This window comes from Flavobacterium sp. A45 (assembly GCF_002001005.1).
GTDB lineage: Bacteria > Bacteroidota > Bacteroidia > Flavobacteriales > Flavobacteriaceae > Flavobacterium.
The window spans coordinates 1-12,700 of sequence record NZ_MUNX01000035.1 but is presented as its reverse complement, the minus strand read 5'-3'; the positions used below and the strand labels follow the sequence as shown (position 1 = coordinate 12,700).

Annotated in this window: 6 protein-coding genes; 1 reads left to right on the top strand and 5 read right to left on the bottom strand. The window is 35.2% G+C overall.

What is annotated here, in order from left to right; all coding sequences use genetic code 11:
* Positions 1-166 precede the first annotated feature (166 nt).
* Genes B0E44_RS01040 through B0E44_RS01025 form a run of 4 tightly spaced genes read right to left on the bottom strand, consistent with a single transcriptional unit; the run spans position 167 to position 7,016 of the window.
* Positions 167-2,314 (bottom strand): GH92 family glycosyl hydrolase, encoded by a 2,148-nt coding sequence (locus B0E44_RS01040; RefSeq protein ID WP_077370351.1) that lies wholly within the window; start codon positions 2,312-2,314, stop codon positions 167-169.
* 4 nt (positions 2,315-2,318) lie between these two features.
* Positions 2,319-3,239 (bottom strand): alpha/beta hydrolase, encoded by a 921-nt coding sequence (locus tag B0E44_RS01035; RefSeq protein ID WP_077370350.1) that lies wholly within the window; start codon positions 3,237-3,239, stop codon positions 2,319-2,321.
* Between the two features lie 16 nt (positions 3,240-3,255).
* Positions 3,256-5,091, bottom strand: coding sequence for a glycoside hydrolase family 13 protein (locus B0E44_RS01030; RefSeq protein ID WP_077370349.1), 1,836 nt, complete (start codon positions 5,089-5,091; stop codon positions 3,256-3,258).
* A gap of 17 nt (positions 5,092-5,108) precedes the next feature.
* A complete protein-coding gene (locus B0E44_RS01025; RefSeq protein ID WP_077370348.1) occupies positions 5,109-7,016 on the bottom strand; it encodes a beta-L-arabinofuranosidase domain-containing protein in 1,908 nt (635 codons plus the stop codon).
* Positions 7,017-7,139: 123 nt separating this feature from the next.
* Here B0E44_RS01025 and B0E44_RS01020 point away from each other — a divergent pair, with 123 nt between their 5' ends.
* Positions 7,140-7,985, top strand: a complete 846-nt coding sequence (locus tag B0E44_RS01020) for an AraC family transcriptional regulator (RefSeq protein ID WP_077370347.1) — start codon at positions 7,140-7,142, stop codon at positions 7,983-7,985.
* A gap of 2 nt (positions 7,986-7,987) precedes the next feature.
* Here the strand turns inward: B0E44_RS01020 and B0E44_RS01015 are convergent, their stop codons facing one another.
* Positions 7,988-12,472, bottom strand: a complete 4,485-nt coding sequence (locus tag B0E44_RS01015) for a T9SS type B sorting domain-containing protein (protein WP_077370346.1) — start codon at positions 12,470-12,472, stop codon at positions 7,988-7,990.
* Positions 12,473-12,700: the final 228 nt, after the last annotated feature.

The following is a 12,700-nucleotide window of genomic DNA, read 5'->3' as shown; positions in this document are numbered from 1 at the left end:
CTATAAATATACGAATTTTGATAGTTAGCAAAAAATATTCTTGTAGAACGGTAGTACGTGAACTTGAGGGATAGAAAGAAGCTACCGAAGTAGCCCGATCCTGTTGAGCAAAGTGGCTGTGCAAGAGGAGTCCTGTTTTAGTCACTTTACTTAACTGGGTCATGCTCTAATTGTTTTTTTTTTCAAATTTTAATTCTCCACCCTGCATGATTTGCGAATAATTGATTTCGATGCCGTCGATTTTTTCCCCGTTAAGAGTGATTTTTTTGTATGAACTTCCATTGTAAATAATAGTCAAAGTTTTATTGTCGGTAAGATGAATTGTTGCTTTTTTGACCTGTGGCACTCCAAAAACAAATGATCCAGTTGCTGGATTAATAGGGTAAAATCCTAAAGTGGTAAAAATGTACCAAGCGCTCATTTGGCCACAATCATCATTTCCTGTAATTCCGTTTGGAGTGTTGTTGTAAAACTGGTTGTAGATTTGGGTGATTAATTTTTTACCTTTTTCGGGTTCGTTTGAGAATGAGTACAAATAAGATATGTGATGACTAGGTTCATTTCCGTGAGCGTATTGTCCAATCATACCTTCTTGACCTAAGTGCTTGTTGTCTTTTTCAGATTGGATGGTAAAAAAAGTGTTTAATTGTTTTGTAAAAGCGTCCTTTCCGCCTAAAAGATTTGTCATTCCCGGAATATCGTGTTGGGTAGAAGCCCAGGAGTATTGCCAAGCGTTGGCTTCGGTATAATCTCCAGGATTGTTCATAGGGGATGTCGGTTTTAGAGGGTCAAATGGAGTTCTCCAATTCCCTTGAGTATCTTTTCCTCTCATTAATCTAGTTTCTTTGTCGAATAAGTTTTTGTAGTAAGAAGCTCTTTTGTAATAGGTTTCGGCAATGGTTTTACTTCCTAATTTTTCGGCTAATAATGCCACGCAATAATCATCATAACCGCTTTCTAAGGTTCTGGAAACGGATTCATTATCAATTTTATCAAACGGATAATATCCATATTTATTGTATAATTCCCAATCATTGTTAGGATGATTTTTTGAGGTTGTTTCAATCATAGCTTGCAAAGCTTCGTTGGCATCAAAGCCCTTAAATCCTTTGTTGTATGCTTCCGTTATAATCGGAATGGCATGATTACCAATCATGCAATTGTTTTCTTGTCCCCAAACCGTCCAAATGGGCAAATATCCCGCAGCCTTATGATGAAGGAGCATTGTGTTTATAAAAGCGTTTACACGTTCTGGAACAAGTATGGTATACAATGGATTTGCTGCACGATAAGTATCCCAAAGCGATAGGGTAGAGTAATACTGCCCGTTTGGTGCTGTAGCGACTTTGTCATCGGCACCGCGGTATTTTCCATCAACATCGGCAATGTTACTGGGCTGGGTAAACAAATGGTATAAGGAAGTATAAAATATTTCTTTTTGTTTTTGAGGAGCTTCAATTTCGATTTTTGCTAAGTAATTGTTCCATTTTGCTTTGGCTTTGGTTACTGTTTGCTCAAAATTCCAATTGGGTAATTCCGTTTTTAGATTGTTTTTCGCACCTTCAATACTTACGGTTGAAAAAGCAATTTTGGCTTGCAACGTTTTGTTTTTTAACTCAAAATCAAGAATATAACGCGGTGCATTTTCTTTCGCTTTTTTTGGTAATTCTTTTATACTTGAAAACGGATTATCGAAAATCAGCGTAAAGTAGTATTTTCTTTCTACCCAGTTTTTGTTATAGCAATAACCCGAAATGGTAGTATTGTTTTCAATGCTGACTTTACTTTCCAATACCAAAGAATCAGTAAGGAAACGCAATCCATGTTGGATGTCAACCAATAATTTTGTTTTGTTTTTGGGATAGATAAATTGATTGAAAGCGACTCTCTCGGTTGCAGTTAGATTTACTTTTATACTGTCATTTAATGTAACCGAATAAAAACCAGGACTGGCTTTTTCTGTTTTTTTATTGTAGCCGGTTTTGAATTTTTTGGTTTTGTTATCCACAAAAGGAAGCAATAAAACATCTCCCAAATCATTAATACCAGTTCCGCTCAAATGGGTTTGAGAAAAGCCAAGAATTTCCGGATTTTTGTATTGATAACCCGATGTGTAATCCCAACCTATATCTACATTGTCAGGACTAGGTTGCACCATTCCAAAGGGCAAACAAGCACCTGGAAAAGTATGACCTGTTCCATCTGTTCCTATAAATGGATTGACAAATTGCGTAAAGTCTTTGGCTTCTTCTTTATTTGAACAACTTTGAAAGGAAAATAATGTTATGAATAGGACAAGTGCTAGTTTTTTCATGATTCTATTTCTTTAATAAAAATAACAGCGGAATATCCAATCGCTTAGCCCATGCTTGCTCTGAATGATTTTCTCCAGGGAAGAATTTAGTTTCCCAGTTTTTGTTAGTAAAACCTTTAGCTTTCATCACGAGATCAACTTTTTCCTGAAATGGTTTGTATAAAGCATCTAGAGTTTGATCTCCATAATCAAAATAGATTTTATGGTCTTTTGGATTGGGAAGATTTGTTTTTAGATAGTTCACAAACGCATCTGGAATGGGATTGTTATCGGCAGAAAATGTTCCAGGCCAATGTGTAGAAATACAAGCCGCGCCTCCGAAAACTTTTGGATATTCGCAAATGGCGTACATAGAAATCAATCCTCCCATACTGGAACCGGCTATAAAAGTGTTCTTTTGGTCGGGTTTAGTGGAGAAATTTTTATCGATAAATGGTTTCAATTCGGTTACCAAAAATTTTAGGAATAAATCTGAGTATGGTTTGAAAATTTCTTTCGTTCTGCCTGCTTTTTGTAATTGATCTGTGACAGTGTCTCTTTGAATTTGAGTTAAACTTTCATACGGTTTTTGAGGAAAATATTCAGGATGACGTTTGGCTCCATTGTTCCAAATTCCAACAACAATAAATTTTTGAGTTTTACCTTCTGCTATTAATTTTCCGGCTATTTGGTCAACTTCCCACGCCTGTTTGTTCCAAGTGCTTTCGGCATCATACAATCCTTGTCCGTCATGCATATACAAAACGGCATATTTTTCTTTGTTTGAATAACCATCCGGTAACCATACATCTATGTTTCGGGCGTCAATCAGTTTGGATTGAAAATTTTCAAAACGTTGTACTTTTCCTGACGTAACTTTGACTTCTTGTGCGTTTGAAAGTAAGCTAAGCATTCCAGCAATGAATAAGGTGATGTGTTTTTTCATTTTAAAATTGTTGTATTTATTGGATTTCTAGTATCAAAGCTGTTTTTGGAGCAATTTCCAAAGTATTATTTACGCTAATCTCCTTATTGCTTATAATCTCTTTAGCTTTGAATGTGCTTGGTATCATTTTGTTGTATTTATTCATGTCAAGATTTACTTTTTCTTTGTTCTTGTTCAATATTACCATTACTTTTTCATTGTCATTGTATCTGAAATAGACATAAACATCATTTTTTTCCGGAGCATAATGGATAAATTTCCCGTTATGAATAACTGATGCATTTTTCCTCCAATTCAGTAAATTACTCAAGTATTTTTGAGCTTCTAGTTCTTTGGGGTCAAGCCCTTTTCCTGTAATAGCATTTTTAGTATCTTCAGACCAACCACCAAAAAAATCGGCTCGTCTTTGACCGTCATTTCCTGATTTCTCATTGGTAAATAATAATTCGGTTCCGTAATAAAATTGTGGAATTCCTCTCATAGTGGCATATAAAGTCATGGCAATTTTCCAGTTATCAAGGTCTTTATTCAACCTAGAATAAATTCGATCCATATCATGATTGTCAGGGAAAATCAATAAATTATTTGGATTTGGATATTGATAATCTTGCCCCATTCCCTTGTAAACTTCCTTCCAAGTCGATTCCCAGTCATTTTTTGTAGTTAATGATTTGACTAAATTATCGGTCAATGCAAAATCCATTAAAGACGGTAAATAACATTTGTAGCCGTCGATATTGACTTTGTCTTTTTGCCAATAGGCGGACAACTCCGTTACAGTGGTCATTTCTTCGCCCACTATATTGAAATTAGGATATTCATCCAAAACAGTTTTGGTCCATTTTGCCAAAAAATCTTTATCGGCATAGGAAAAAGTATCTTCTCTAAAACCGGAAAGACCAGCATATTCTACCCACCAAATGGTGTTTTGAATAAGGAAACTCGCCATAAACGGATTTCTCTGATTCAAATCAGGCATGGAAGTATCAAACCAGCCATCAGTATAACCCATTTTATCTTTTTCTGTAGCATAAGGATCCAACAAAGTCGATTTGATATGGTTTGTGGTGTTTTTAGTTTCTTGAAAATTAAGCCAGTCTTTCATGGGTAAATCTTTGACAAAATAATATTCGGAGCCACAATGATTGAGAACTACATCCCAAATTATACCAATATTTCTTTTCTTGGCTTCTGTAACCAGTTTTTTGAATTGTTCATTGGTTCCGTAACGGCTGTCAATTTTATAAAAATCGGTGGCAGCATATCCATGATAGGAATAATTATTCATATTATTTTCTGCCAATGGGGTATTCCAAATTTGGGTATAGCCTAAGGATTGAATATAATCCAGGTTGTTGATGATTCCCTGAATGTCTCCACCGTGCCTACCGCTTTCGTTGTTTCGATTGGCTTTTTCCAGACTACCCACCGTATTATCATTTTTTGGATCACCATTGGCAAATCGATCGGGCATAATCAATAAAACAGCGTCTTTTGGAGTGAAACTAGCTCTGTTGGCACTATTGTTTTCTCTTGCCAATAATGGAAAATCTTTAGTGATTATGGTTTTGTTGTTTTTTTTGAAATTTATTTTGGCAGTCCCGACAACAGTTTCCGGGCTAATATTTATGGTTATAAATAAATAATTAGGGTTTTCTACCTTTTCGGTTTTTACAATTTTTACCCCTTGGTATTTTATTTCAGGTTCTAAATTTTGAATATCTGTTCCGTAAACCAAAAGCGTTATTTGATTTAGTTTCATTCCAACCCACCAATTTGCCGGTTCAATACGACTGATTTGTGCATTTAAGGTATGAGCTATAAGGATAAATAAAACTGCTATTTTTTTCATGTTTTTAATTTATTAGTTTAAAAAGAAACTTGTCTTAATATGGTTTGTCCAAACGGAATCAAAACAACATTTTCTGATTCATTTGTTGTACTATTTTTTAAGGTTACTGAGATTTTATCATTTTCAAATTTTGCCTTATTGTTTTCAATGAATTGATATTTTGTGTTTGTTTTTGGAGCATAGGTTACATCATAAAAATCGCCTTTGTAAATTTTTCCTTTCTGTTCAGTAGCATCAATTGATTTAGCAAATACTTGTGCGCCATAAGTGAAATATTTTTCATGATTGGCATCTTCTTTTATAATGATTGATGCTTTAAATTCAATTACAATTTGATCTTCTTTTGCAAATTTTCTGTCCAAAACTAAAAAGCCATTTTCTTCAGTAAATTTCTCCTTTGTTTCAACTTGTGTTGCCCAAATGGGTTTTCTGATTTTTAGTTTAAAGTTACTGTTTTTTGAATTTTGAATTTTAAAAATGAATTTATTTTTAAACGGATATTCGGTAATTTCTTCAATTCGAATAGGGTTGTTATCGATAGTTGCTTCTACTATACTAGGAGAAAGAATTGTAGCCACCAAAGTGTTGCCTCCTTCTTTCATCCATGATTTTTCTAAAAAGTAAGGGGTTATTCTTCCTGCATTGGGATTGCAACACACCGCTACATCTTGGTGTGCGGGGGAATACTTATAGCGGGTTTGTTTACGGTCGGGTTCTATTTCTCCATTTTTGGTGCCTAACATTTCAAATGAATTATCGGTTTTGAGGTAGGCAATACAAGAATGTTTGGGATCTCGACTCCCTTGTGCTGCGTTGTAGAAAATAGTTTCGATTTCATCGGCGATTTTGGCTTGACCAGCTTTTTGTAATAGTACGGTGTAGCTGTCCAGTAATTCGTGTATGGAGCAATATTCGTAGCCTGTGTGAGTGGCATCGGCTGTACGTTCAGCAATCCATTCATCGCCGATAGGCCCACCCGTAATGGTAGTTGTGCTCTCAATTCGTTTAAGATAAATAGACAATGCATTTTGTAATTCCGTCTTTTTATTTGCGTAAGCGGCCACAATCAAAGGGCGTAGATGCTCGAAAGTATGTACACCATGCGATTGCAATTTGTAATTTGGATTTAAAATATTCGCTAATTGAGCATCTTTTTCAGATTGGTACGTTTTGGAGAAATCCAGATACAAAAACGAAGCATAATTTACATATTTTTTATCTCCTGTAATTTGGTACATTTTATCCAATACATCCGTAAAAGTGAGTCCGTGGGAAACACCTCCGTTGAATTTTTCACCTGAAGAAAACGGACTCGATGCATTTATGGGGTAATTTCGCATCACATTATCTACTGCTTTGATCAAGGCGTTCCAAACTTTTTCGTCTTTTGAATATTCATAATAAGCGAGTAGTCCGCGGTACAAAGTGGCTTTTGACCATAGTTCCCCGTTTTCGGAGTTGAATTTATAACGCAATTCGGGATCATAAATACCCAAATACCCATCGGGGTCTTGAGTAGCCAATATATTGTAAACATATTTTTTAACTTTTTCTAAACCAGCTTTATCGTCAAGTAGTATTACGTTACGGATATAACCATCCCACCAATTGGATTGGGTTTCACTGTTCCACCACATATATTGTTCACTTCCTTCGGCATCTCCTTCCTTTAGATTACCTAATTCTTTGGACTTACTGTGCTTTTGCAGTCTTCCAGAACCATAAATGGGGTCGTTTATTAAATCAGGAACGAGTTGATCCAAATTACCCACAAAACCATTTAGATCTTTCTGCATTTGGGCTTTAATCCAGCCGGTGGGTTTTATGCTGCCAAAAGGCAATAGTTGGTATTTTTCGATTTCTTTTTCTTGAGCATTCATAAAACTCAGGCTAAGTAAGTTGATGATTATTAGTATGTGTCTCATTTTTAAATAGTTTTAGTCAAAAATAATTCGTTTTAATCATAATTTATAAGTCGAAATTATTAAGTAATGGTACTATATTCAATTATTAATTATATTTTTATCAATATATAATTAATATAGTCTATGAAGCCAATTTTTGAAGATATAAATTCCCATCAAGGAACAGCCAGTTTTTATGTTTATAGATTTCAAATTCCTTATTTTGAATTTAAATGGCATTATCACCCTGAATTTGAATTGACTTATATTATAAAAGGAAATGGATATCGATTGATAGGGAATAGCCATGAAACTTTTGGAGATGGTGATTTGGTTTTATTGGGTTCCTATCTGCCTCATACTTGGGTTGGAAAATCGAGTGATAATACAGATTTTGATGCCGTTGTGATACAGTTTTCGAAAGATTTTATTGCACCTATTTTGGGATTTGAAGAGAGTAATGCATTAAAAATGATGTTGGAACAATCTAAAAAAGGCTTATTTTTCTCTGCCGAAAATTCGGCTTTAAAAGCAGATTTAGTAAAACTCGTTGATTCTTGCGGATTTAATCGAATAGTTGATTTGATGAATATCCTGAATCAATTAACATTATCCGAACAGAAAGTTTTATGTTCGAATCATTTGCAAACGGTTCAAACTGCCGAAAGTGAAAATAGAATCAATAAGGTTTGTGTTTTTTTGGAAAATCATTTCGCCGAATCCATAACATTGAAACAAGTTGCTGATTTGATTCATTTGACGGAAAGTAATTTTTGTAATTTTTTTAAAAAAGCTACTGGAAAGACTTTTTCGGATTATTTGAATATCATTCGGATTACCAGAAGTTGTCAATTATTATTGCAAACAGATAAGACAATAAATAGTATTGCTTTTGAATGTGGATTTGAAACCTTAAGTTATTTCAATCGGGTTTTTTTGAAGAAAAAAGGTTTAACTCCTAAAGAATTTAGAAAGTCAAACCTTTTGTGAACTTATCGTTTTAATGAAAAATGCCCTTTGGCTTCTCTTCCATCTTCTAGTTTGATTGAGTACCAATAATCATCTGCAGGCATTGGATTGCCTATGAAAGTTCCATCCCAGCCATTGCTTGATGCAAGGACTTGTTTGATTAGTTTGCCGTATCGATCGTAAATGAAGATTCGTGCACCGCTATTGAACGTTTCATTAGCACCTTTGATATTCCAATAGTCATTGTAACCATCGTTGTTCGGTGTGAAAAAATTAGGAATCCCAAGTACTGCAATGGTCTTTTGTAGGGTTCCACAACCGTTTTTGTCATAAACATAAAGATCATGTATTCCTGGTGGAATATTTTCCAATAAATTGGATTCTTGAAAGGGACCGTTAGGCAAATCGATGCTGTAACCGTAGTCTCCTTGCCCAGAAATGTTTACGGTTACGGTGTTGTAGCTAGATAAGTCGGAGATGGATACTGAGTCCAGATGCGCAATATCGGAGGAAGTGACTTTGATAGTTCGAGTTCTGTCACAGCCTTTTGGAGTAGATACAACTACTGTATAGTCTCCTTCTTCATTGACATCTAAAGTTTCATTTGTTTCATTTGGTATAATATTACCGTCTTTTGACCAAACATAATTGTAATTGCTTGCTGGAGTGTTGCCAATAATTCCTGCATCGAGTTTGACAAAAAAACTGGGTAAATTGGAACATACTAATTGATTGGCATTTTGACTCTCGTTTATGTCTATATTTGGTTTTGGGTTTACTTGAAGCGTGACATAAGCTCCTAATCCAAAACAGGCATTGTCCAAGTTACTTTCTACTCGTACCCATATGTCTTGTTGGTTTGGGAAAGTGTTTCTGTAATTGGAAGGATCCGAAATAGAATTTGTTTCGGCTAAGGCATCGGCTTCATTGGCGTAGAACTTTATAATATAGTTAGAACTCGGAGATGGAAGCAGGGCTTCAATATCTGTTGTCACAGTACTAAAATCAAAAGTAGAGATGCCATCTTTGTCGTCATTAATTTCATCTATAAAATCATCGCAGACTTCAAAGTTTTTTTTGAAGTTAGAATTGATTTGTGTTGTCGAAACGATAAGATTTAATTGTGCCACGCTGAAACAACCATTTGCGTTTTCGACTCTAGCCCAAATAGTAGTATTAGGACTTGTAAAAGCAATAGGATTTGTGATGAGTGAGGCAGTATCTTTTGTAGTTGCACCTGTTAAAGTTGTGTAATAAGTAAATGTCTCGTTCGCTGAATTGGCAGAAATAAAACTGTTTTTTTCTGTTACATTAAAGTTGGTGACCCCATCAGTATCATCATCACATTGTACGATGGAAATTGGTGTGTTAACAATGGGTAAATCAAGAATTGACAAGGTAGCTATTGAAGAAATTAGCCCACAGTTATTATTGGTTCTGTTCAAAAGGACACGGTATTGATATCCATTTAATAAAGGAGTCACTCTGGTAATAAGCAAAGATGCGGTACTGGTTCCTGAGTAAACAGCGTTGTTTACTAATGGATTCCAATTGTTACCTCCATCAATGGATAGCTGCCATTGAAATCCAGTAGCATTTGATTCAATGCTAAAAGCAGCATTTTGCAATTCACAAATGGATTGATTTTCGGGTTGTTTGGTCACAAGAATTGGAGTTGCAATTATATAATTACCATTTGGTGTAGTGTAGCCATCTGTTGTACCAGTTATAATTCCGTGAGTGTTTACTGTAACTGAATTTGCTCCTAGTTGTCCGTCAGAATTGGGATCGGTAAATCCTGCTTCAATGACATCGTTGCATAAATCATCATCGCTGTCTAAATCTATGTAATTAAAATCACCATTAGTATCAGTATCGGCAAGATTGTAAATTAGTTTACCACTTTCTGGAGCAGTTTCCAATGCATCGAATAGCCCATTAGCTCCAAAGGCAGCCGGAAGACCATCGATGATTCCATCTTTATTGGCGTCTGGAGCATTACTTCCTGATTCTACCAAATCGTAAATTCCGTCGTTATCGCTATCAAGATCAAAAACATCCGTGACAAAGTAAGCTGTGCCGTTGACATCGTTATCTGTATTTATTTTTTGAAGTCCTGGTTCAAAAATATCGTCTAATCCATCTTTATTTGTGTCTACACCCGAGTAAGTTTTGAATCCTTTTCCCTGTGCTTCAATAGTGTCTGGAATTCCATCATTATCACTATCCAAATCAAGAAAATCAGGAACTGTATCCAAATCTGAATCGATTTGTTCTTTTGAATTTATTTGAAAAACACTTTGATTTGGATTGGTTTCTGAAAGATTGCGATGAACAAAAGTTAGTTGGTTTGATGAATTTGTGGAAATGCTAAAAGTTCCGGTATATAATGGTAAGGCAGTTGCACTTTTTAATCGAAAACGAATTTCAAAAGAAGAGAATTGTATAACGCCACTTTCGTATATACCATCGTAATTAGTGTCTATCAATAATTGACCGTTTGGGTCTAAAATAGTTAATGTTTCATTTGTGGGTACTTTCAAAATAAAATCGCCATCACTATTCATATATTCACCCAAAGGAAGTGGATTCGGTACATCTAAAGAAATATAGGTAAAAGATAAATTTCTTTTACTGTTGAAATTAATAGTATAGGTGTTTTGTTGGTCTTTACCTGCAGAAAGCTGTGAGATGAAACCAAAATTTGGTTTTCCCGAAATTGTTCCGTCTCCTGTTGAGGTGGCGGTATAATCAGTACTAACTAGGGGATTTGATTGATTTATTAGTGAAAAATAAGTTTCAACTGTGTTCAAAATCCCGTCATTATCCAAATCAATATCGATATTGTTATTGGTTCCGTCATTATCAGAATCAGGAGGGCATTCACAAACAGGGATTTTGTCTGAATATACGTCACTCAGACAGCCGGATATGCTTCCTTTAACTTGGTAATATCCAGGAGTAGGTGGCGTATACGAATTGTTGGTGGCCAAAGGAATTGCAATATCATCCTTGTACCATTGGAAAGAATCATACGATGATAATGAATTTATTTTTAAGGATACGTTTGGAATACATGCGGAGCTCGTAACAGCTATTTTGCTGTATACAATTTCCGGTTTCAAATCAAAACCGGAATAATAGCCTCCATATGTTGCCGCACCATTGGTTCCAAAATAGGATACATAGACTTGTTTGGTTGATTTTATGGATATGTTTCCGGATAAATTGGGTACGGTATAGCGAACAAATTTTGAATTCCCTATAATAGCAATCGGGGAAGAAGTAATGGGGGTGTTGTTTAATAAAACAGTGGCGCCTGATTCGGTGACTATATTGATGATGCCATTAAATGTAGTATAACCAATGGATTGGATTTGCGGAATATTATCGACTGTATTAGGTGTTGAACAATTTATGGGAGGAACAAAAAATAAGTTTTGATTGGCTGGAGAATCCGATCCTCCGATGCTTTGATAAGCAAACAGATTTTCGGTTGCGTTAACATATAAATTTCCATTGATGAATTGACTTCCATCGAGTGCAATGTATTCACCTTCGTTTAATGTTGTAAACGGTGTTGCATTACCATTAAGGAAAATTTGAGTATTATCGGAATGTGCTACCAATAAAACACGTTCTAATTCATCTGTCCCAATTCCTTTTACAAAAACATATTCTTTACCTGTTTTTTCTAAGGAGACAATTTGGTCAAAGCCAAGATCTCTTCCAACTGGAGCTAAACCGCCATTTGGATTTATTCCCATTACTGTACTGTTGCTCCCTCCAAAGGAGCCTGAGTTGACCACAACGGGTTTGTCTGATGTTACCAGTGCCCCAATTATTTTTGAGCTATTGGAGACAGTACTGCCGTCATTATAATTTTGTAACGCCAGTACATAACTTTCGCCTTTATTTAGAGTAATTGTAATTGGTCCTGTAACAGTAGTTCCATCTAACAGTTTGGTTCCGTTTTGAAGGTCAGAAATGGTGATTTCAGTTCCGTTTTCCGTGGCTAGGATTGAAGCAAAGTTAAGTAGTGTTGTGTCAAAAAGAGGGTTCAACATCGCCCCTAATCTGAAAGTGTTCCCGAGTGCACTATTTCCTTTGGAAACCAATCCTCCGGCGTGATTATAGCTTCCAGAGTTGGTTCTTCCGGCATTGACTCTTACGCTCACATAAATCAAATCTTCGGCTTCTATTACGTAACCTTTGTTGGCTACAATGCCTGTTTTATTTATTGGAGTGAATAATTGGGTATATTCGCCAGATCCAATATCGTATTGATATGGACTGCTGCTGCTTACGGTTCCATAAATCACACTTCCACCGTTTTGAATTATTTTGAAGTTTACATTGGTAAGACTTGGGGTTGAGATATATAAATAGTGATCTTCAACCATTCCAGATGCAGAAATTAATGGGGGAACATAATGGGTTTTACTAAATTGAGCAAAACAGTTTGCGGCAAAAAAAACAAAAAAAATGAAGTGTAAAGATCTTTTCATAGGTTTGGCTAATTGCTATAATACGAATTAGATAGCTAATCCAAAAATAAGTTTAATTTCACAATTTAAGATCCTTTTTTTTTAATATTTAACTTGTGGTCTTTCTAAAGATGATGATATTAGACATGGGAAGTAAAAAGATGAAGCAATTTTATTTGATAATATTCACCCAACATTTCTAAATAAGTAAACTGAAAAATCAGCTCACGCAATAATATATAATTAGAG

What these genes read in the sequence shown, in the direction of transcription:
- B0E44_RS01040 (WP_077370351.1), bottom strand. Translation starts at nt 2,314, where the DNA reads ATGAAAAAACTAGCACTTGTCCTATTCATAACATTATTTTCCTTTCAA.
- B0E44_RS01035 (WP_077370350.1), bottom strand. Translation starts at nt 3,239, where the DNA reads ATGAAAAAACACATCACCTTATTCATTGCTGGAATGCTTAGCTTACTT.
- B0E44_RS01030 (WP_077370349.1), bottom strand. Translation starts at nt 5,091, where the DNA reads ATGAAAAAAATAGCAGTTTTATTTATCCTTATAGCTCATACCTTAAAT.
- B0E44_RS01025 (WP_077370348.1), bottom strand. Translation starts at nt 7,016, where the DNA reads ATGAGACACATACTAATAATCATCAACTTACTTAGCCTGAGTTTTATG.
- B0E44_RS01020 (WP_077370347.1), top strand. Translation starts at nt 7,140, where the DNA reads ATGAAGCCAATTTTTGAAGATATAAATTCCCATCAAGGAACAGCCAGT.
- B0E44_RS01015 (WP_077370346.1), bottom strand. Translation starts at nt 12,472, where the DNA reads ATGAAAAGATCTTTACACTTCATTTTTTTTGTTTTTTTTGCCGCAAAC.